Source organism: Bacillota bacterium (assembly GCA_012842395.1).
Classification (GTDB): Bacteria; Bacillota; SHA-98; order UBA4971; family UBA4971; genus UBA6256.
In genome coordinates this window covers 15,795-37,115 of the sequence record DUSX01000038.1, presented here as the reverse complement: position 1 = coordinate 37,115, position 21,321 = coordinate 15,795, and the positions used below count along the sequence as shown (strand labels likewise).

19 protein-coding genes and 1 riboswitch are annotated in these 21,321 nt (G+C 63.5%); of the genes, 11 read left to right on the top strand and 8 right to left on the bottom strand.

The genetic code is table 11. The features are described 5' to 3' along the window. The first annotated feature begins 316 nt into the window (after nucleotides 1–316). From GX515_12890 to GX515_12880, 3 genes are all read left to right on the top strand, one after another. A complete protein-coding gene (locus GX515_12890) occupies nucleotides 317–778 on the top strand; it encodes a hypothetical protein (GenBank protein ID HHY33891.1) in 462 nt (153 codons plus the stop codon). 460 nt (nucleotides 779–1,238) lie between these two features. After that, nucleotides 1,239–3,278 (top strand): glycosyltransferase, encoded by a 2,040-nt coding sequence (locus GX515_12885; protein ID HHY33890.1) that lies wholly within the window; start codon nucleotides 1,239–1,241, stop codon nucleotides 3,276–3,278. 253 nt (nucleotides 3,279–3,531) lie between these two features. Further along, entirely contained in the window at nucleotides 3,532–4,068 is a 537-nt protein-coding gene (locus GX515_12880) for a hypothetical protein (protein HHY33889.1), read from the top strand. Nucleotides 4,069–4,086: 18 nt separating this feature from the next. On the opposite strand, the gene GX515_12875 is transcribed toward GX515_12880, so the two are convergent. Further along, complete coding sequence (locus tag GX515_12875; protein HHY33888.1) at nucleotides 4,087–4,518, bottom strand: DUF1232 domain-containing protein; 432 nt, start codon at nucleotides 4,516–4,518, stop codon at nucleotides 4,087–4,089. A gap of 488 nt (nucleotides 4,519–5,006) precedes the next feature. On the opposite strand from GX515_12875, the gene hutH reads away from it, so the two are divergent. From hutH to GX515_12860, 3 genes are all read left to right on the top strand, one after another. After that, nucleotides 5,007–6,536 carry a histidine ammonia-lyase gene (hutH, locus tag GX515_12870; GenBank protein HHY33887.1) on the top strand — a complete coding sequence of 510 codons (1,530 nt, stop codon included), beginning with the start codon at nucleotides 5,007–5,009 and terminating at the stop codon, nucleotides 6,534–6,536. 147 nt (nucleotides 6,537–6,683) lie between these two features. Continuing rightward, nucleotides 6,684–7,310 carry a hypothetical protein gene (locus GX515_12865; GenBank protein ID HHY33886.1) on the top strand — a complete coding sequence of 209 codons (627 nt, stop codon included), beginning with the start codon at nucleotides 6,684–6,686 and terminating at the stop codon, nucleotides 7,308–7,310. A 199-nt stretch (nucleotides 7,311–7,509) separates the two neighbouring features. Further along, nucleotides 7,510–7,702: riboswitch (FMN riboswitch) on the top strand. A 171-nt stretch (nucleotides 7,703–7,873) separates the two neighbouring features. After that, the gene (locus tag GX515_12860) at nucleotides 7,874–8,533 is read left to right on the top strand and encodes an ECF transporter S component (GenBank protein HHY33885.1); all 660 of its coding nucleotides are present in this window, start codon (nucleotides 7,874–7,876) and stop codon (nucleotides 8,531–8,533) included. 135 nt (nucleotides 8,534–8,668) lie between these two features. Here the strand turns inward: GX515_12860 and GX515_12855 are convergent, their stop codons facing one another. The 6 genes from GX515_12855 to GX515_12830 all read right to left on the bottom strand — a co-directional run bounded on the left by GX515_12855 (nucleotide 8,669) and on the right by GX515_12830 (nucleotide 15,371). Next, complete coding sequence (locus tag GX515_12855; protein ID HHY33884.1) at nucleotides 8,669–9,862, bottom strand: PDZ domain-containing protein; 1,194 nt, start codon at nucleotides 9,860–9,862, stop codon at nucleotides 8,669–8,671. A 120-nt stretch (nucleotides 9,863–9,982) separates the two neighbouring features. Next, a complete protein-coding gene (locus GX515_12850) occupies nucleotides 9,983–11,251 on the bottom strand; it encodes an outer membrane lipoprotein carrier protein LolA (protein HHY33883.1) in 1,269 nt (422 codons plus the stop codon). 53 nt (nucleotides 11,252–11,304) lie between these two features. Then, the gene (locus GX515_12845; GenBank protein ID HHY33882.1) at nucleotides 11,305–11,997 is read right to left on the bottom strand and encodes a hypothetical protein; all 693 of its coding nucleotides are present in this window, start codon (nucleotides 11,995–11,997) and stop codon (nucleotides 11,305–11,307) included. Nucleotides 11,998–12,002: 5 nt separating this feature from the next. Beyond that, a complete protein-coding gene (locus tag GX515_12840) occupies nucleotides 12,003–12,602 on the bottom strand; it encodes a sigma-70 family RNA polymerase sigma factor (GenBank protein HHY33881.1) in 600 nt (199 codons plus the stop codon). A gap of 439 nt (nucleotides 12,603–13,041) precedes the next feature. Beyond that, on the bottom strand, nucleotides 13,042–13,911 hold the full coding sequence (gene folD / locus GX515_12835) for a bifunctional methylenetetrahydrofolate dehydrogenase/methenyltetrahydrofolate cyclohydrolase FolD (GenBank protein ID HHY33880.1): 870 nt from the start codon (nucleotides 13,909–13,911) through the stop codon (nucleotides 13,042–13,044). A gap of 14 nt (nucleotides 13,912–13,925) precedes the next feature. Next, nucleotides 13,926–15,371 (bottom strand): UDP-N-acetylmuramoyl-L-alanine--D-glutamate ligase, encoded by a 1,446-nt coding sequence (locus GX515_12830; protein ID HHY33879.1) that lies wholly within the window; start codon nucleotides 15,369–15,371, stop codon nucleotides 13,926–13,928. Nucleotides 15,372–15,503: 132 nt separating this feature from the next. Here GX515_12830 and GX515_12825 point away from each other — a divergent pair, with 132 nt between their 5' ends. Next, a complete protein-coding gene (locus tag GX515_12825) occupies nucleotides 15,504–15,986 on the top strand; it encodes a hypothetical protein (GenBank protein HHY33878.1) in 483 nt (160 codons plus the stop codon). Nucleotides 15,987–16,209: 223 nt separating this feature from the next. Here GX515_12825 and GX515_12820 read toward each other — a convergent pair whose 3' ends face one another. Further along, nucleotides 16,210–17,046, bottom strand: a complete 837-nt coding sequence (locus GX515_12820; protein ID HHY33877.1) for a hypothetical protein — start codon at nucleotides 17,044–17,046, stop codon at nucleotides 16,210–16,212. 506 nt (nucleotides 17,047–17,552) lie between these two features. Here GX515_12820 and flgF point away from each other — a divergent pair. From flgF to GX515_12800, 4 genes are all read left to right on the top strand, one after another. Beyond that, on the top strand, nucleotides 17,553–18,350 hold the full coding sequence (gene flgF / locus GX515_12815) for a flagellar basal-body rod protein FlgF (GenBank protein ID HHY33876.1): 798 nt from the start codon (nucleotides 17,553–17,555) through the stop codon (nucleotides 18,348–18,350). 289 nt (nucleotides 18,351–18,639) lie between these two features. Next, entirely contained in the window at nucleotides 18,640–19,428 is a 789-nt protein-coding gene (flgG, locus tag GX515_12810) for a flagellar basal-body rod protein FlgG (protein HHY33875.1), read from the top strand. 25 nt (nucleotides 19,429–19,453) lie between these two features. Beyond that, complete coding sequence (gene flgA / locus GX515_12805; protein HHY33874.1) at nucleotides 19,454–20,557, top strand: flagellar basal body P-ring formation protein FlgA; 1,104 nt, start codon at nucleotides 19,454–19,456, stop codon at nucleotides 20,555–20,557. Nucleotides 20,558–20,714: 157 nt separating this feature from the next. Next, on the top strand, nucleotides 20,715–21,314 hold the full coding sequence (locus tag GX515_12800) for a flagellar basal body L-ring protein FlgH (protein ID HHY33873.1): 600 nt from the start codon (nucleotides 20,715–20,717) through the stop codon (nucleotides 21,312–21,314). The last annotated feature ends 7 nt before the right edge of the window (nucleotides 21,315–21,321 follow it).

Genomic DNA, 21,321 nt, shown 5'->3' with positions numbered 1-21,321 from the left:
CCATATGCATTCGCAATGCCTTTGCCTGATCCATCCACACGGAAGCCCGCAGGCTTGGTCAGCAACGTTGTTCACGATCGTTGACTGGCGCGCATAACATTTGACAGAAGGAACAGCGGTCGCGGTTATGCTTGGCCGCATGCACGGTCTCGGAGCACCACGACAGGGATACCCGGATGTGCGCGGAGGCCGTGGCTTACCGCGGATCGCGATCCCGATGTGGGCAGCGCCAGGTGCAGCGCCAGGTCCGCGCCGGGCTTGTCTTGGGCCCGCGACGCGTTGCCCCGGCCGTTGCCTCTTTCGAGGGGGTATTCGTATGCCGTCATTCACGTTCACCGGAGATGCCGCTAACACCGGCAACCAGGTGCTTACTGCTACCGTAAGCATTGCCATATCGCCCGAAACCGCCGTGCTCGCGTCTCCGCCGCTTTTGCCGGGGGCTTCTGTCACGGGCACGGTCGCTGTGTCTAACGCCGGCGATGTCGACTGCCTTTACTTTGTTTCCGCCGACTGGGCCGCCGTGTCGCCAACTACTGCGAGCATGGCTCACATACTTGCGAGCTCGCTCAACGTGAGCGTCGTGGCTAGCCCGCCGACGACCACGATCTACACAGGGGCGCTCACGGGCCTCGTGGACCAGCCGGCTGGCGGGCAATCGCTCCCCCTTGGCTCGGTCCAAGAGGTGGCAATCACGGTAGCGCTCGACCCAGGTGCCGGGAACTTGGTTCAAAACCGGGATCTTGCCGTCGACTTCGTGTTCGTGGCGACTCAGGCCTGATTTGGTGAGTGTTCGCCGGACAGACGAATAGATGAGGGCGGACCAAGTCAAGTGGCACGAGTTCTGCGTCTCTTTTCCTGAGGGGGTCTTGAGGGGGCCGGGGTTGCCGGTGCTTGCACGATGGGGTGCGGAGGATCTGGCCTGCCCGCGCACTGGGTTTCGAATGAGGTGTGCCGCCAGCGCGACAAGCGCGCTAAGCGCATTGTCCCCTGAGGGCAAAGTCAGCGACCCTGAGCAAGGCCGGCAACCCTGGGCGAGACCTCGACGCTGGAAAACGGTGCGGCGAGCGTGTGGTGGCTCACTTGGAGAAACGCTGCAGGCAGGGTAGCGCGGGCGTGCGAGCCTTGCCGGCAGCATGACACGATGCGGAGGAAACGATGAGCCATGGCGATGAGGGCCGAAAGCGGCGGTGTAGTGGCGCTATGCGAGAGATAAGTGTGCGGAGAGGATGGCGAAGTGGGTGTCCGTGCGCAAATCATGGGGCAACAAGCTGACCGCGATGATGGTCGTCCGGAACGAAGCGGGAAGGTACCTTCGCCAGGTTCTGGACGACCTTTCCGAATGGGTAGACGAGATCGTCATCCTGGACGACGCATCCGATGACGATACTCCGTCGATTTGTAAAGCCTGTCCGAAGGTGACTCGGTTCGAAAGAAACCCATTGCCCATGTTCATGGTCCACGAAGGGAATCTCCGGGCGCGGCTCTGGGCAATGGTCGAGGAGACCCACCCTGACTGGATTCTCGCGATAGACGCAGACGAGCTGTTCGAGCCCAGGATGCGGCACGAGGTCAGGGACATCATCAACCAGACGGAATACGACGCGGTCGAGTTCAGGCTCTTCGACTTCTGGGGCTCTCTCACACATTACAGAGTGGATGGCGAGTGGAACCCGTGGAACCGGTTCGTCCGGCTTCTGGCACGCTATGTGCCGGGCAAGGTCTGTACTTGGCCGGATGTGCCGTTCCACGTCGGGCGCTGGCCGCTTGAATACCGGGGGCCGCTCTCGACTTTCCAATCCGACATACGCGTGAAGCATCTGGGCTGGGCGAGGCCGGAAGAGCACCGGCTCAAGTATGAGCTGTACCGGGCCAGGGAGATCGAAACACGCGGTGCTCCATCAAAGCATACCGAGAGCATCGTGGCACCGGCTCACGATGTCAAGCTGGAGAAATGGAGCGACGCCAAGCCGCTCCCATACGCGTCGCTTTTCAAAACGGCAGGCGGCACCCAGACCGGCGACGGCGAGCAGCGGTCCGGCGGCGGAGGGGGACCGGGCTCCTGGACGGTTCCGGGGGTCAGGACCCCGGTGCCGGGCAGGCTTCGCGTGGTCGCCAGCGGTGGCGGTGAGAAGGCCGGAGGCTCCGGAAGGCGGCCATCGCGTGTGAAGCGGCGAGTAGGGATTCTCACGACGAACCATTTCGCACCCGATGGGAATCGCGTGGTTTATGGCGGGGCCGAGCGGTACGGGGTCGAGCTGACCAGGCTCCTCGTGGAAATGGGGTTCGAGGTCGAGTGGTGGCAGGTCGGGACGGGGTGGGAGCGGGACATCATCCCGGGCGTGCCTGTAAGATCGATCCCCGAGGGCGACGCCCAGTTCCAGACGGCGCCGCGCCTCAATCATACCTTTCACGAGCGCGCCACGGGCATCGACTGCGCGATATACTTCGTTACGTTTCTCGCCTACCCGCAGGCGCTCGAGAAGAGCATCAGCATATCACACGGCATATACTGGGACTACCCCACTTTTGAAGCCACCCTCGGCGGAAGCGAGGCGAGGCGAGAGTGGCGTCGCAGGCTACTCATGGCGCTGGCGGCCGTGCGGAAAGTGGTCTCGGTCGACACGGCCACGATCCAGTGGGTGGCGGCCACATGGCCGGGCCTCAACCAGAAGTTCGAGTACATCCCCAATTTCGTGGACCTGGCCGCGTATCGCTGCCTTCCAGAGCCCGAAACGCACGAACGGGTTCGAATCGTGTTTCCAAGGCGCCTCACGTCAGTGCGAGGGGTCAACGAGGCGGCCAGGGCGGCCGAGGTGCTCACGAAAGAATACGATAACGTGGAGTTCCATTTCGTCGGCCGGGCGCACGACGACGTTCTCGAAAGCCACATGATGAGATGGGCGAACGCAACCGGCAGGATATTCTACTATTGGCGCCCACCCGGATTGATGCCGTGGGTGTACCGCAACATGGACATCGCCATCATCCCGTCCAAGTCGACGGAAGGGACGTCCCTTGCGTGCCTCGAGGCGATGGGTGCAGGCTGCGCGGTAGTGGCGGGCGCCACCGGAGGGCTTTCGGACCTGGTCATCGACGGTTACAATGGGCGCCTCATCAAGCCCACGGTGCAAGACCTCATAGAGGTGTTGGGCGAACTCATCGACGACCGGGAAGAACGCGTGCGGCTGGGAAATGCCGCGCGCGACGTGGCGCAAGCCTTCAGCCTTGAGAGATGGCGGCGCCGGTGGGCGAGGGTGATCGCGGACACATTCACGTGACCAAGCGACCGCGTGACGAGGCGACGGGGGTTTGGACATTCCGCAGGCCGGACTCGCTCGAAACACTCGCGGGATTCGACGCCGCGCCGAGGGGCGCGCGGGGCTCCGCCTTCATTCCATGGGGGCAAGGGGGGCAGGGCAGGCAGTCCCGCGCGGGGGCACGCGTTGACGTGCTGAGAGACCAACGCGGGCTTCCGGCGATCCCCCGATCCCAGCGGGTCATTGAAGAATAGGCTGTTCGTACGGGTGCCCTATGTTCACGGCGATGGCTCTTAACCAGAACAACATCGTAAGAGCAGGGCCCGGGCCCCCTGCGCTCATCAGAGTACCCGCCAGCGTGAGCGTGATCGTGGGGCGGGCCTGGAAGGACGTCTTCGCAACCTCGGCCATCCCAGGGCTGGTTTCGAGCTCGCAGGTGGTGAGGGTCCGGCCGGTGCGGGGCGGCATCCGGGTGCGCGCGCTGGCGGTCCGTGGTGACGGCGGGAACGGCACCAGGGTCATCGTCGCAGGCGCGCTCGCTTTTGCCATCACTTACATGAGGAGCGACGGGCTGGTGGGGTTCATCCTGCTCGAACTCCCGGTTTCGGCCCTCGTTGACCTACCGGGGGTCGAGTTCCGCGAGGGCGTGCAGGCGGAGGCTGAGGTCTCCGTGACAACGGTGGTTTGGGATGGGCCGCCCGGCCCCACGCTTGGTGGGCTTGTGCGGCTCGACGTCTCCGTGACAAGGGAGGATACCATCGTATTGATAGCGCTGCCGCCCGCTGCGGGGCGTCCCTATGTTACTGCCTGATGCGACGGGCCGACCGGTTCACAAGCGCTGGCGATAGTTGACGAGCTCGTTCCGTAAGTAATACCAGAGGAACGCGCCGACGCCGATGTCATCGAGCCAGCCCAGGAGCGGGATGAAATCGGGCGTGATGTCGAACGGGACTATGATGTAGAGAACCCCGAGGAGGAGCAGAAGCTTGCGGGGTAGCGGCACGGATCTATCCAGGAGATACCTGGGCAGGAGCAGCCAGATGCGAAGCTCTTCGGCGGGAGACGAACTCCGGGCCCTCGACGTTGGCTCTATGACGCCCCTGAAACGCCCGCGGGGTTCCTCGCGGGCGGACTCTGACTTGTGGGACGTTCCGTTCCCGCTCTCGCTCGCGGCGGCCGCGGGCGACGACGGGATCCGTTGGCCGCAATAGGGGCACACGCGCGCGAACGCGACTTCTTCACGGCATCTCGGACACCTCAAGACCCGCCACGCTCCTTCTTTGAGTCACCCCGATCTTATCAAACTTACGGGTCAGGGGCAACTCGCTTGTCTGGAGGAACCGCGGTTATCCTCTTGGTGACAACTGTCTGGGGCCTTTCTTCGCCCTTGGCGTCCACACTCACCTGCAATGGCTTTGTGCTACCCTCCCGGCGGAACGCTTCGACGCCGCGCCATTCGGAAACGCGACGCTCAAACGCCGCTGCCGCCGTTCCAGAGCCCTTTCCGCGCCTGGAAGACGCTCCCGCGACCGGAGGCGTCACCGAGAGAGAAAGGCGGTCGGAATCGCGCTCGGTGTGAGCGGCTGGCTGCCGGAGGAAAAGGCACTGATCCGGCGAATTGATCCGTGCTGCGTCCTAATACCTATCGCTAGCATGAGCGTCACGCCAGGCGTCCGCCTCGGCTCCGGGGCCTTGCGCGCCGCCCGTTGATGCCGGCGCTGGCCAATGAGGGATAGGGGAGGAAATCGCGTGTCATCAGTGCTGATCGACGGAGTGACCCTCGCGTGCGACGACATGGTAAGCGTGGCGCGACGGAGAAAGGCGGTCGGGATCGCACCCGGTGTGAGGGAAAGGGTTGAGCTGAGCCGCAGGACGGTCGAGGCGTTGGCGGCGAGGGATGCTCCGGCATACGGCATCACCACAGGTTTCGGCCACCTGGCCAGGGTCAAGATCCCGCATGACGAACTCGCTGTGCTCCAACGCAACCTCATCTTGAGCCATGCGGTGGGCACGGGGAATCCGCTTCCCGATGAGGTCGTGCGCGCAATGCTCCTTCTTCGCGCAAACTCCCTTGCTAAGGGTCTTTCGGGAGTCCGGTTCGAGGTCATCGAAATGCTGCTCAAGTTCCTCGAGGCAGACATCTGCCCGCTAGTTCCGGAGAAGGGGTCTCTCGGCGCTTCCGGCGACCTCGCGCCCCTTGCCCACCTCACCCTCGCGTTGCTCGGCGAGGGCTCCGTCCGGATGGGCGGGGCTGAGATGACTGCAAGAGAGGCCCTGGGACGGGCCGGGATCGAGCCCTTGGTCCTTGCGCCCAAAGAGGGGCTGGCTCTCATCAACGGCACCCAAACCATGACGGCCATCGGCACGCTGGCGCTTCACGATGCCGAGGTTCTTGCCGCAACGGCCGATGCCGCTGCGTCCCTTTCGATCGAGGCTCTCCGGGGGATACCTTCGGCGTTCGACGAGAGGATCCACCTCGAAGCGAGGCCTCATCCAGGGCAAGTAGCGTGCGCGCGCACGCTCCGAGCGCTGCTCCACGGAAGCAGGCTCGTGAGCGCGCCCGGGGAGCTGAGAGTGCAGGACGCGTACTCCCTCCGGTGCGTCCCGCAGATCCATGGTGCCGTGAGGGACGCCCTCGCGTACGTGAAACGGGTGTTGGAGGTAGAAATAAACTCGGCGAGCGACAATCCGCTGGTATTCGCGGATGGGACCGTGATCTCAGGAGGGAACTTTCACGGCGAACCCGTGGCGCTCGCCATGGACTTCCTGTGCATGGCCGTGTCAGAGCTTGGAAGCGTGTCTGAACGGAGGATCGAAAGGCTTCTCAACCCCGCGCTGTCGGAACTCCCCGCGTTTCTGACGCGCCATGGCGGCGTGAACAGCGGGTTCATGATAGCCCACTACACGGCCGCCGCACTCGTTTCCGAGAACAAGGTGCTTTCGTCTCCGGCCAGCGTGGACTCGATTCCCGTGTCGGCATCCCAGGAAGACCACGTCAGCATGGGCACCATCGCGGCGCGCAAGGCACGTCAGGTCGTGGACAACGTCGCCAAGGTGCTGGCCGTGGAGCTCATGTGCGCTTGTCAGGCCGCGGACTTCAGGGGACCGCAGAACCTGGCGCCTGCTACGCGCGCCATCTACGACGTGGTGCGCGAGGTCGTGCCGCCCCTTGAGGAAGACAGGTGGCTTCACCCGGATCTCGAGGCGGTGGCGCGGCTCATCGTGGAAGAAAAGATCGCCCAGGTAGTGGCGGCCTTCTCGCCAGGGTCGGTGGCGTAGGAGCGGGCCGCGCGGCGGGCCGCGTCGTCAAGGTGTAGGCCAGAACCAGGCCTGGTGCGCGTATAGGATTGGAATGGGACTGGACGCGCCGGGACGGGACGGAACAGCAAGAGGTGAAAGCAGGGGCGGAAGGGCGGCCATGAGGCTATGAGGCTGCGGTTTGCCAAGTTGAACCCGACCGGGAACACCACGATCTTCATTCTCGACCCGGTTCCCGTGCCCGAGCAGGCGAGGATAACGCCTCTGCAGGCGAGCCCACCTTGCGCCCGCCAGAGCTCGGTGGCTGTTGTGTCGTTGCCCGGAATAACCCATGTAGTGCTGGATGCCGATGAGTGGGCGCCCCGCGAGGACGTCCTCTTTCGGTTGACAGGCGTGCTGGGACTGGAGCGAGACCCGTGCGTTGGCATCATGTTCTGCTACGGGCGCGACGGTGGGCGCGGACGTGGGGGCTGGGACAGACAAGACCAAGACGGTGAGGACAAGCGTGACCATGAGGCCCAAGGCGAGGATGCATGCGAACGCGTGGTACCTCTCGTGCATGTCAGGGCCACGGGCACCACAATCTGGGAGTCGAGTTGCGCATCGGGCGCTGTGGCAGTGGCGCTGGCAAGGTCGGTGGCAGCGTGGCGCCCCGGGCGCTTCGCCTCGAGGCAACCCGGAGGCGTTTTGTACGTGGGCGTTGAGTTCGGCCATCGAGGGCGGGCGGGAGAGGCGCCTATGGTCCGCCTGGAGGGAGAGGTAAAAATGGTGGCTCAAGGCGAGGTGTTCTTGTGACTTGGTAAAGGTCGCCGCCTTGCGCGCGATGGGTGTCAGATACCGGGCACCGGCTTTGCGGGCCGGATTCTGGCGAAGTGCGTGCTGATTTGGGCACCGGTCCCCTCTGCCGCCGCACGGCGCAGGTTTCTTGCGGAGGGGTCTTGCGCGGGCGGTGGAACAAGAGTAGTATAACTTCGGAGAGACCAATTGCATAGCGCGAGACCTTCAGGGCAGGGTGAGGTGTGTCGCGGCGCGCCGCTTACTATGCAGGCGTGCTGGCGCAAGACCAATTCCCGACCGGTGGTGATGCCCCGGGGTGAGCCCCGGGACAAGTCCACGAGCTGCGGAAGCGCGGCAGAGCCGGCGAGAAACCGGCACCGACGGTAAAGTCCGGATGGAAGAGGGTCGCAAGCGTTTGCTTGCAGATGGTGGGTCCAGAAAGGATCCTACAAGCCCTGAGGTCGGTTGCCTCGGGGCTTTTCGCTTGCCGCCATCCGGGCGGGGCGGGGCAGTGGAAGACGGGCAGGCGGCCCCGGGGTTGCGCGAGGGTCTTCGAGAAGCTTTCCAAGGAGGTCTTTAAGATGCATTTCAGAACGAAACGACTCGTCACGCTCGGAGTCATGGCGGCTTTGTCGGTGCTTCTTTCCCTCGCCAATTGGCCCATATTTCCTGCAGCGCCTTTCTTGCGTTATGAGGCCGCGGACGTTCCGGTGCTCATCGCCGGGTTCGCCCTGGGCCCAGGCCCCGGCCTCGTGGTCACGCTCGTCATGGCGGTGCTCATGGCACTCATAACGGGCCTTGACGGGATGGTCGGCGCGCTGATGCACTTCCTCGCGACCGGGGCGTTGGTTGGCACGGCGAGCCTTGTGTACAGGCGGTACCACACGAGGAGCGGCGCGGTTGTCGCCCTTGTCTGCGGCACCGTGGCCATGACGGTTCTCATGCCCGTAGCTAACCTCATGCTCATGCCAGTTCTGTACGGGTACACGCGCGCTCAGGTTCTGTCCATCATGTGGGTGTTGGTCGCCTTCAACGCCCTCAAGGCTAGCATCAACTCGGCGCTCACGTTTCTCGTGTACAAGAGGGTGTCGTGGCTTGTGAAGAACTTCGCCACGGGCGAGGAGGGACGCAACGCGGTACAGGACTTCTCAGCAACGGCCGCGGCCAGCGGTGCCCGCCCCGCTCCCGCCAGGCCGGGCGATGGGGCTGGCGCCCACCCATCTCACTCGCGGGTGGGTTGACTCGCGCCTCAGGTGTGGACGATTGTGCGTGACTTGGGGCCCGCCCCCGCCTGGACCAGGCTGCCCAATCAGAATCCGGCCCCTGCCTGGGGGCCGGATTCTGCTGAAGCACGCCTCGCCTTGTGGCCCGCGACGTCATTCGGTTTCGTCAGGCTTCTCCTCCAACGTAACGGTCACGTACCTTGCAGCCCTATCGCGCCATATCTGGAGCGTTATCTTGTCCCCGGCTTTGCGATTCTGCACTTCCTTCTGGACCTGGCTGACAGTCTTCATCTGCTTTCCGTCAAGCTTGAGAATGACATCCCCTTCGGTGAGCCCAGCCCTCTCGGCGGGAGAATCGGGGTAGACATAGGCTATCACAACGCCCGTTTTGTCCTTCACGCCGAAATAGTTCGCGAGGTCGGGCGTGAGCTCCTGGAGCCCCACACCGATCCATGGGTAGACCAGCTTCTTGCCGGCGATCAGGTCATCGAGGACGTTCTTCGCTACGTTGATGGGGACCGCGAAGCCGATGCCCTGAGCCTGCGGTATTATGGCAGTGTTGATTCCGACCACGCGACCGTCGATGTCCACGAGCGGCCCGCCGCTGTTGCCACGGTTAATGGCAGCGTCCGTCTGGATGTAGATGCCGGGTTCCGTCGGGTCGCCGTCGATCGAACGTGCGAGGCCGCTGATTATCCCCGCGGTGACGGTGTGCTGCAGGCCGTACGGGTTGCCGATGGCTATCGCGAGATCACCGGGCCGGATACGATCCGAGTCACCAAGCTCCACGGTGGGCAGCCTCGTTGCATCTATCTTTACGACCGCAAGGTCGTACCTGGAGTCGGTGCCTGTGACCCTGCCGTTGAACTTCCTGCCATCGGCGAGCGTCACGACGATCTCCTTCGCCCCTTCAACGACGTGGTTATTGGTCAGCACATAGCCGTCGGACCTTATTATGAAGCCGCTTCCGATGGCCGGCACGGTCATTTCCCTGGTGCTGCCCGACGGTGCCTGGCCGAAGAACTCGAAGAAGAAGTCGCCGAACGGGACCACCGGCACTTTCACGGTGCTCTTGGTATCGATGTTCACCACTGCCCGGCTCACTCGCTCGGCCACGTTCGCGATGGTATCGCGCCCTAACAACCCGCCCGTGGTCTGCGCGGCCGCAGCCACCGAAGACGAAGGCGTTATCTCAACCTGCGCCGTCCCCGCGGCTTGGTCGCCGCCGGCAGCGAAAGTCGGGCGGTTGCCGGCGAACTGCACGACAACGACCCCGGTGACGAGGGCGCTTATCACCGCGATCATCACGTAGGGCATGTACGTTTTCATCGACTCACGGAATCTCATAGATGCTTACGCCTCCCCTGATCTACGATCTCTGGTCTTGTCTTCGCATCTCGCAAGTTCGGCAAGAACACCTCAGTCTGGACTCCACAGGCTCCATAGGCTCCGAACAAGCGTCCTGTCTCACCTACCCGCCCAGAAGAACTCGTAGAAGAATTTGATCACCGAGCCTCCGAACGAGTCCCTCGCCGGGGTCCGCGGCTGGGGCGCATTCACCGACTTGGCCATGTCGAGGAGCAGCGACTCATCCACCTCGCCGATTAGCGTGAACTCGTACCCTGATGCTTCCCAGCGCACCAGCGTAGCATCTTGGTAGTCGGCCAGCAGCCCCTTTGAGCCGTCAAGGGCGACTTGCCTGCCCACATTCATTGTGCCGACGTCGTCCGAGAAGCCTGGAACACCGGGTCTCCGGCCGGCCCTGGGCGCTGGCGGCTCCACGAAAAAGGATATGGTGTTGAGCCCGTCGGTGAAGCGGATGTGCGCCACCTCGGCATCGCCGCGTCTCGTGAGAGTGCCGCCCTCCAGGACGTACCCGGCTGGCACGAATTCCGGCACGGGCACGGCGAATCCTGCCTTCTTTTGGAGTTCTTCCAGCGTCATCAGGTCCTCCGTGCCAGGGATGGTCACGATGGCCACGCCGGGTGGGACCTGAAGTCTAAAGACATCATCGTCGATTTGCGACGTAAACTCAATATAATTGTAAAACGACAGCGACGATATGAACCCGTCCGGACCGTACTTTTCAGTCCGGAGGATGAACGGAAGCTCTGTGTCCACCCATATCCTCCGCGACGGGTTTCCCGGATTCTTTGGCTTGAGCTTTATCACGTGCGCCTTTCGACCTGCGAGGCTCTCCGTAGACACCAGCGAGATATCGTAGTTCGCCTCGATAAGCGCAAGCCCGTCACCTCCCGCTGCGGAGACCGTGCCGGGGCTGTCGGCGCCCGGGCCTCCTCGGCTTCCTCCTCGTGACTTGTCCGGTGCCGTGCCGGGCATGTGAAACACGACTCCCAGCGACGGCTCATAGTGCCATGTCGATTCGCCGTCCGAGATGACCACTCGATAGCCTGACGTAGCCGTTGCCGAGGGGAGATAGTCGGTCCTGGTGAGGTTTGGGGCCTTGTGTACGACGTTAGTGATGCACGCGCTGCTTCCTGTGGGGTACCATAGGATTATCGTCTGAGTCGCCTTGAAACTGACCTCGTTGCCCCTCTCTATGACGGCCCTCAGCAAGGAGTGGGCCAAGTCTGAACCAGGCGCCCGGCTTGGTGGAGAACCGAGCCTCGGGCTCATATTCGTTTGGGTTTGGGCTGCGGGCTGGTAGGCCAGGATGCCGGCAAGGACCATGGCAACAAGCGCTACGACGACCGCAGCAACCAGCCTCTTGCTCATAACGAGGTGGTCACCTTCCGTGAACCCTTCCGCTTAGCCTTCGTTGACTGTGCTTACCTCGGGTACGAGATGAGCGTGTACTCCGTGCCCGCGGGGCTCAAAGCCGAGGGCGACGTGTCCCTGAGGCTGCCGGCCTGCGTGACCCTGGTTGATGGCCCGAGCAAATCCGATGTATACATCGTGACCGCCTGGCCAGTCACGACGAACCCGACGGATGTCTTGTCGGACAGAGGCCTATCGTACTCCGAGATGATGTAGTCGTGGAAATACGGTTCCAAGCTGTCGATCTGCGACGAAGCCTCGGTCGCGCTTGACCTCTTGTGAGCGCTCCAAACCATCGGTGCGGTCGCGAGCAAGAGGACCAGCGCCGCCGAGGCGAGCCCCTTTACGGCGGCGGAAGAGAGGAGACTCCCCTTTGTGATTCCAGCCCCTGCGAGCACGGGGCCCCGCCACCAAGGCTCGTGCGTCCGCGGGCTGCTGGGTGAGTCTCCGGACCTCGCGAGGCCGGAAGAACGCTCCTCGGCGGCGACCCTACCGAGCTTCTCGCGCAACTCGGGCCAGAACTCCCTGGGGAGCTCGGCCGCTTGGAGCGTGCCGAGAAGCTCCTGGGTGGCCTTGAGCGCTTCGTATTCCTCGGAGCACGCCTCGCAGCATGCAAGATGCAGCTCGACCTGACGATACTCGTCGAACCCGAGCTCCTTGTCGAGATAGGCAGAAATGAGGCTCATGGCCTTCTCGCATGTCATCGCGATCACCACCTGGCCCCAGCAGAGGCTGCGGGCTTCACGTACGGCGCGAGTTTCTCACGCAAAAGCCTCCGGCCTCTATGTATGCGCGATCTCACGGTGCCGATGGAGCAATGCAGTATCCCGCTGATCTCCTCGTAGGAGAACCCCTCGAGATCATACAGGATCACCGCCAGCCGGTAGTTGAGCGGTAGGGACTGAAGAGCCCCCTGGATCTCCCTGGCGAGCTCATTCTTCTCCGCGACGTCTTCCGGATTGCTGGACCAGTCGGGCAACGCCTTCTCGACCTGTCCGCTTGCGGTGAGCACCGGCTCATCCAGCGATTCGAACCTCACGTTGTGCTGCTTGCGAAGCCGATCGATGTAGAGGTTCGACGCGATCCGGAAGAGCCACTTCTCAAATGACGTGCCCAGCCGGAAGCTGCCGAAGCCGCGGTAGGCCCGTAGGAGGGCCTCCTGTGCCAGATCCTTCGCCTCGTCTGCATTTCCCGTCAGTCTTAGAGCGATGTTATAGAGCTTTCGGTCGTACCGCCTGACGAGCTCCTCGAAGGCTTGCACGTCGTTTTCCTTGTAACGGACTCCGGCGAGGGCTTCCGTGTTCAACATGCCCATCACCTGCTTCCCTGCCGTGCCGGCATGCTGTGCCGTCCCGGCGCCCCCGAGAGACCTTCGCTGCCGGGGCCTCAATCACTCACTAGAAACGCAGCGCGCCCTCAAAAGTTCCTCGGCGCCGCGGTCCCGCGGACTCTCCCGGGGAGCGCCGACGCCGGGATGCTGAAGCCGGAAGGACGCCCCGCCCCGTCGAAGGCTACATCGAGCCATGAAAGGCCGAAGCCTCGAAGGGGCAAAGGCTCCGGGTGCAGGCTTGCTGCAATTGCAGTATACAGCTCCTTTCATGCCTGCGCAACTCGAGCGGGGCCAGGGAGACATGTACAAGACGGAGATGCATGGAAGACATGGAGAAGGTTGCCGGCCTTGCCCTCCGGGGACGACGCGCTTGTGGCGCGCGCTTCGTTCGAACTCGGTGCGCAAGAGCGGCTCCCGGTCAGCGCGAGGCCCTCCTCGCGGCCTCGAGGGTGTTCCTCATGAGCATCGCTATTGTCATCGGCCCGACCCCGCCTGGAACAGGTGTGATGTACCCCGCCACCTCCACCGCGGAGTCGAAGTTCACGTCCCCGACCAGCTTGCGCTTGCCGCTCTCGCTGGTGCCCACCTCGTTCACGCCCACATCGATCACCACGGCACCTGGCTTGATGTAGCTTGCGTCGATCATCTCAGGCTTGCCGATGGCCACCACGAGGATGTCCGCCTCGCGGCACACTGCTGGGAGGTCGCGAGTGCGCGAATGACATACGGTGACTGTGGCGTGCTCGGCGAGAAGCAGGATGGCCACGGGCTTGCCCACGATGTTGCTGCGCCCGACCACGACCGCGCGCTTGCCCTTGATCTCGACGCCGGTCCTCTTGATGAGCTCCAGGATGCCTGCGGGCGTGCACGGGACGAAACACTCGGCCCCTACGAGGAGCTTCCCCACGTTCACGGGATGAAACCCGTCCACATCCTTGCGCGGATCGATGGCCTCGAGGACCTCTCCCTCGTCGAGATGGCCCGGAAGCGGCAATTGCACGAGGACCCCGTGGATCCTCGGGTCGTTGTTGAGGCGTTCGATGAGGTCGAGCAACTCGCGCTGGGTCGTCGCGACGGGAAGCGCGTGTTCTTCGGAATAGATCCCGAGGGCGCGGCACATCTTCTTCTTGCTGTCCACATACACCCGCGACGCCGGGTCGTCTCCCACTATGACCACCGCAAGCCCGGGTGGGAATCCGTGCGCTTTTGCGAACTCCTCCACCCCCGCGGCCACTTCGGCCCGGACATCTCTCGCCACAGCCTTGCCGTCGATGATTGTTGCAGCCATACCCGCGGCCTCCTTCAGTCCCTTTCTGTCATTGGAGCGAGGTCATCGCCTTGCGATTCCCCCGCTCGTGCCATAGCCCGCACGATCTCTTTGAACCTGTCTCCGCGCTCCTTGTAATTCCTGAACATGTCGAAGCTCGCACACGCAGGCGAAAGAAGCACCACATCGCCCGGCGAGGCCTCATCTGCGGCGAGATGCACGGCTTCCTCGAAACCGCGGGCTTCCACCATGCGGACGGCCCTTCCGGCCACAGCTCCGGCCGCCTCGATGGCGGCCCGTATCTGAGGCGCGGTCTCGCCCACGAGCACCACCGCTTTCGCGCGTTCCACGGCTGCCTCCGCAAACTCGTCGAACGGCACATTCTTGCCCGACCCGCCCGCTATGACGATCACGGGCTCGCGGAAAGAGCGCAGCCCCGCGACGGCCCGGCTCGGTGTCGTAGCGATGGAGTCGTCGTAGAACCTAACTCCGCCCAGTTCTGCGACGAACTCGATTCGGTGGGCAACTCCTTTGAATTCCCGCAACACCCGGCGCAAAGCCGCAAAGTCGCACCCGCAGAGCGCAGCGACGGCCGCGACCGCGAGCACGTTCTCCACGTTATGGTCGCCAGGGATCTGTATGTCGTTCCGACTTGCGGCGAATTCCTCTTCTCCGCGGATCGCCACGATTATGTCGTCACCACGCAGGAAAACTCCGCCGGGCACCTCACGGCGCCGCGAGAAGAAGACCCTGCGGCCCGGGCACTCGTCCCCCATGGCGCGCGTGTACGCGTTGTCGAAGTTCAGGACGGTGAAGTCGCCATGCCCCTGGTGCCTGAAGATATTCTTCTTGGCGTCAGCGTATTCCTCCATGGACCTGTGGTGGTCCAGGTGGTTGGCGGTCAGGTTCAACACCACTCCGATGTGCGGGCTCCTCGAAAGCGGCTGTAACTGAAAGCTAGATAGCTCCAAAACCACGATGGAATCCGGGGTGATGCCGAAGACCTCGGCGAGAAGCGGGTTTCCTATGTTGCCCCCGGTGAACACCTTCTTGCCCGCGGCCTTGAGGACCTCGCTCACCAGGGTCGTGGTGGTGGTTTTCCCGTCGCTACCGGTGATCCCGACCACGGGCGCCTCACAAAGGTCGAGGAAGAGCCCCACCTCGTTCGACTGCAGGACTCCGTGCTCGCGCGCCTTCACGAGCTCTGGGAGGTCAAGCGGCATCCCCGGGGTAGGGAAGACCATGTCGAATTCCTCGAGGCCGTCGAGGTATCCGGGGCCCAGCCTGAACTCGACGGGCAGGCCTGCGACTCTCTCGTACGCGTCCCCAAGCTCCTCTTTTGTCTTGACATCGCATGCGGTCACCCTTGCGCCGGCCTCGACGAGAAACCTTATCACCGGGGCGTTGCTCGCGCCGATGCCGAGCACGGCCGCCCGCTTGCCTTTAAACCTCGCCACGTACTCCTTTTGCCTCTCGCTCATGCGAAACGTCTCGGTCATACGAACTCGCCCTTTCCAAAAGTTGCCCAATTGCGATACAATAATGTAACAAGGGCCTTTCGTTTCCTCGTTCCTCTGGTTTCGTTTGTATCCTTTCCGGAGGAGGGCTGGCGCATGGGGAAGACCCCAAAGAAAAGACCCCGCGTCCAGATACACGCCAAAGGCTTCCGAAAGGTCGTAAGGGTCATAAACGCGTCCGTGCTCGTCGGGTTCAGGTATCCCCCGACGCCTGAGCCCATCTGCTTCTGGTGGAACGGCCGGTGTTTCCGTATACTCCACATACTAAAACAGTACTGGGAGCGCCCGCACAAGTATTACCTCGTTATCACGGACAGGGGAGCATTCCAGCTGTGCCGCGAGTTCCGACCCCCGAAACCGGGCAGGAGGATCCCCGATTTTCAGTGGTGGCTTGTGGCCGAGTACGAGCTGTACAAGCTTCCCAGGACGAGGCGTCAGCTCAAGGCCACTGACGCCCCATGGTATTGGAAGCACACCGTGTACCCTCGCGCCCAAGGGGACACGCCCCGCGCGCCTTCGCCGTCTCGCGAGCTCCGGCCCGGACGTGCCGCTGGCACCCTCGATGGTCATGAGAGCTAAGTGAGGGCGCATTAGTCCTCGCCCCTCTTCCAGTAGTTGCCGGATTGCCGGTGTTGCACTCGGGGACGGTGCCCCAAGCAGGGCACCTTGACAAAATCCGGCCTGCCCGGCTGGTGCCCGGATTTTGACACCCCTCGTGCAATCACCGGCACCCCCTTGCAAACGTCGGGAGCGTTTTTGCACCCCCACTTAGCCCCGCCTCCTTCGACGGGCCCGGAGTGCCTCACGACGCTGCTTTCATTATGCCTTCCATGTCCGCGATTATGGCGATGGCGCCGTCGTCGAGGACCGCCGTGCCCAAGAGATTCGGGCCGGCGAACGCGAACGATAAGGGCTCCACCTGGACGTCGCGCTTGCCCACGATTCTATCCACGACCACCCCGACCTGCCGTGCCTGGTCGTTCACGATGACTACGTAGAGCCGATCCCTCACCACCGTCGCTGAAACATCGGCGCCGATCACCCCTATGACCTCGCCGGATGCGTTCCTTATCGGGGTCGAGACCGTGACGCAGACCGAGTCTGTGGCTGCGGACACATACTTTTCGGTGACGTGGGTCGCCCCTCGGATGGCGTTGCGGAACCACGACCGGGCAGACCAATCCTGCGCGGCCATGTCGAGCTCGCCTGCGATCTTCACTCCCTCGCGCGCGATCGGGCCTGCGATGACGCGGCCGTCTTTCCTCATCACGAATGCAACCTCCAGGAACCAATGCGCGTCGAGCAATTCACGGAGCACCGCGAGGGCGGCGCCTGGGTCCATGGATGCCGCTCTGGGATCGCGGGCGGCCTGCTCCAGCACGGGTTTGGCCTTCTCGACGGCCTCGTCGAGGGAAAGGGTGTGCAACGGATCGTGAAACGTCGCCTTGAGATGCCCGCCACCAGGCGAGGCGAGCACGTCAGCGAGCCAAACGAGGGGCACGACCCTCTCGCGGATGGTTATGGCGGGCCTGCCCTTTGCAGTCTTCACATCCGAACGCAACGCCCGCACGACTTCCACCACGTTGTCGAGCGAGAGCCCGTACAGTCTCTCACCGGCCGAGACCAGGAGCACGTTCACGGAGCGTACCTCCCTTCTTTGTGCTGCGCAAGCGCGCGAGGATGAAATTCGTATTCTCGGCCGGATCTGCTATTTCCTGCACAGGCCGATCCATGACGCCATCAGTCGCGGGCGTCACTCGCACGCGCGCGGCCGGCACGTATCCAGGTGCCTGCGCCTGAGGGAGCCACTCGCCGCAGGTCGACGAGACGTACGTCAGAGGTCGTGCGCTGCGGTTCTGCCTGGTCGCGGAGCAGGCTGCTCACGGGGTGGGCAAAACTTGCTCACCCGTGGAGTGACTTTTGCGGGGGGGCCGGAAAGGGATGGAGGCCCGTCCCACATACGGGTGTGCCGCAAGTCTTTGCGCCTGCTGCCTTCCCACCCGCTGCGACGCCGGCCGACTCGTTCGTCTCCTTTGGTGCCAACTCTGGCACGGGAGTTGCTTGCCACTGGGAGCGAACGTTCTCCGCTCAAGGCACAAGGGCCCTTTGCCGCTCCCATACGCTGGAAAGAAGGGGGGTGAGAGCTTGGTTCGCGGGCTTTACGCGGCGGCATCCGGCATGGTCGCGGGGCTGCTTCAGCAGGACGTGATCGCGCAGAATCTCGCCAATGTCGACACGCCTGGCTACAAGAAGGACATCGCGCTGGTCGGCGCGTTTGCGGACGAGCTGGCGGTACGAGTCGAAAGCAGGGCTCCGTGGCGCCTCGCGAGGACCGTTCCCATAGGTGGGCTGGGACCCGGGGTTTACGTGAGAGGCACGGGCTTTGATCCGAGCGAGGGGCCATTCATCGAGACCGGCGCGCCTCTGGACCTCGCCATCCAGGGGGACGGGTATTTCGTGGTCGAAACCCCCCAGGGTGAGGCGTACACGCGCAATGGGTCGTTCACCCTCAATTCCCGTGGCGAGCTAGTCACCATGGACGGCATGCCGGTGCTCGGCGAGTCCGGACCGATAACCCTTCCTTCCTCTCCTTCCGGCGCCGACGGCCGGGCGTCCGTGGAGGTGCGCGGCGACGGTCGGGTCACGGCGGATGGGCGGCTCGTTGGGAGGCTCAGGATCGTGGCGTTCGATGATCCATCCTCGCTCGCCAAGGCGGGCGGCAGCCTTTTTGTGGCGGCATCCGGTGCGACGGCGCGCCCAGTTGGGGCTGCGGATGGGACGGTGGTGCGGCAGGGGTTCCTCGAGATGTCCAACGTAAGCGTCGTGACGGAGATGGTTCAGATGATCGCCGGTATGCGGGCGTACGAGACGTGCCAGAGAGTGGTGTGGTTTCTGGACGGGACCCTCGACAAATCCATTAACGACGTCGGGAGAGTAGCCTGAGGTTTGTCCGTCAGGCATGAATCCATGATACGATCCCGGTATGGTGGCCGGACCGCGCAAGCGGGGGCCACGGGCCGCTGAACGACTGAGGCGGTCCCGGCAGGACGAGGTAAGGCGGGGTATGTTGGAGGACGGCTCTCCCGGTGAATGCGGGGTGTGCGGCGCGTCGCGTTGCGTTTGCACCGCGCCCCGTGCGGGTGCAAGGTCGTCCTCGCTGTTTGTTCAGGAGAGGTTCAGACGAGGCAGATCGAGTGCAACGGGAAGTTCGGTCGAAGGCGGTGAGCAAGAGATGATGCGAGCGTTATGGAGTGCGGCCACGGGCATGTTGGCGAAGCAGCTCAATATGGACGTGATCGCCAACAACCTGGCCAACCTCAACACATACGGGTTCAAGAGGAGCAGGGTGGACTTTCAAGATCTCATGTATCAAAAGCTCCGGACGTCCGGGTCCACCGTGGCGGAGGGCGCGAGGGTGCCGGCCGGCATAGAGGTCGGTCTCGGTACTAGGCCCGCCGCTATCCAAAGGATTTTCTCGCAGGGTGATTTCGTGCAGACCGAAGGGCCTCTCGACCTTGTGATAGAGGGCGACGGGTTCTTCCAGGTGCTCATGCCGGACGGCACCGTGGCTTACACGAGGGACGGCTCGTTCAAGAAGGACAGCGAGGGCAGGATCGTCACGTCCGACGGCTTCCCCATCGAGCCCGAGATCACCATTCCTCCTGAAGCGGTGGACATCTCCATAGGCACCGATGGCACGGTGTCGGTGATCCTGTCGGGCGAGAGCGAGCCCCAGGAACTCGGCAAGATCGAGCTCGCCAAGTTCGTGAACCCGGCGGGCCTCTCCGCCATCGGACGCAACCTGTTCACCGCGACTGCGTCTTCTGGCCAGCCGGCAGTGGGCACCCCAGGGCTCGAGGGCTTCGGGACCATATCCCAGGGGTTTCTGGAGATGTCCAACGTGAAGGTGGTCGAAGAGATGGTCAATATGATAATCGCCCAGCGCGCTTACGAGGTGAACTCCAAAGCCATCCAGACATCCGACGACATGCTCTCCATAGCGAACAACCTCAAGCGCTAAAGGGGCAAGGGTGGATGGCCGGGCTATGAACACGTGTGCTCGATACGGGTGCGTTTGCAAGAAGCTGGGCGTCGTCGCAAAGGCCATCGCCGTCGTGGGGGCGCTGTTCCTCACCATAGGAAGCCGGGGCGCCGCCGAAGACCCGGGGACGATAGCGAGGATCGAAATAACGAGCCCGGTCGAGGTCCGTGGGACCGTGATCACGCTGGGAGATATCGCGAGCGTGGAGTGTCTTCGCGGCTCCCGCCTAGATAGGAGCCCCGGCTCGGTCCCCGGCGCGGGTGCTCCCCTTGTTGGGTCTTGCCCCGAGCCCGGCGAGGCGGACCTTGTTTCTCGCCTCAAGGCGATCGAGATCGGCCGAGCGCCGTTTCCGGGGCAGGAACGCACGCTGAGCCTCGCTATAGTCCGTATCAGGCTGAGGCAGGCTGGGTTCGACCCGGGTCAAATGGTCATCTCGGGCCCTACCACGATAGTCGTGAGAACGCGCGCCACGCTGGTGACAGCGGACGCCATCGCAGCCGCCGTGCGGGACTACATGACGGCGTCGATGCCCTGGGACGACCGCGAGGCAGAGGTGTCGGTGTTGCTCGACCCCAACGAGAGCGTCCTCGTGCCGGACGGCGAGATCTCGCTCAAGGTGGAGCCGCTGCCTACGACTACGTTCATCGGCACCACGAGCGTTAGGGTCACCGTGTCGGTGGACGGGGAGGCTTACAGAGTTCTCCCGGTAAGGGCAAGGGTGGACGTGGCGAAAGCGGTTGTCGTGGCCGCCAGAACCATCCAGAGACACGAGATCATCGGGACGCCGGACATCCGGCTCGAGACCCGGGACCTCGGCCGCGTTCCCCAGGACGTGTTCTTCGATGCCGCCGCCGTCGTAGGCATGCGGGCGAGCCACACGATCACCGCCGGGGAAGTGCTCGCGCGATCGAGCGTCGAGCGGCCGCCGCTCATGCGAAAGGGCGACGCCGTGACCATCGAGGCTGCGCTTGCGGGTGTCACCGTAGCGAGCCCGGGAGAGGCACTGGAGGACGGGTGTGAGGGGGCTCGCATCCGCGTAAGGAACACGGCGTCCGGTGCGATCATTCGTGCCGTGGTGATCTCCGCGAAGGTGGTCCGCGCGATGTGACACCGCGCTGCGTGACTCAAATCAACAACGACGTGTGCGGGGTGATGCCGTCGTGTCCGATAGATGTGGGTTCACCGTAGGTCTCCGCGGCGCACGGCCTAGGCCGCGTTGCGTTGGAGTCCTGCTCGTCCTTGGGGCGATGTGGTGGCTCGCGAGCATGGCACCCGCTGGGGCCCATGCGGCGGCCGTGGCCGACGAAGCCGGAGCCAACCAAGGGGCCGTGCAGCCCCAGTTGTCGCTGTGGGGCGACCATGCGCGCTCTCTATTCGCAGACCATAGGGCAAGGCAGGTCGGCGACCTGATAACCGTCCTCATCTCGGAAAGGTCGTATGCGAGCAACGATGCGCAGACATCGACCGGCAAAGGCGCCGGGCTTACCGTTGCCGAGGGAGTTGGCATGTTTTCGTTCCTGCCCGAAACGGGCTTTTCTACGAACGTGAAGTCCAACGGGCGGAACGCTACGTCCCGTTCCGGGAGCCTCGTGGCCAGAATGACGGCGAAGATCACGGAGGTGCTGCCCGACGGGAATTTCAGGATTGAAGGGACGCAGGCCCTCGTAATAAACCGGGAGCGACAGAACATCGTCATCACTGGGATCGTGAGGCCCGAGGACATCGGTGCCGACAACACCGTGTTCTCGACGTACATCGCGGATGCGGAGATCAAGTACGAGGGCTCGCTCAATGTCGAGCAGAAGAAGGGCTTGCTGTCGTTCCTCGGGAGGTTTTTCGCCGGGGTGCTCGATTTCCTGTTCTAGGGACGGG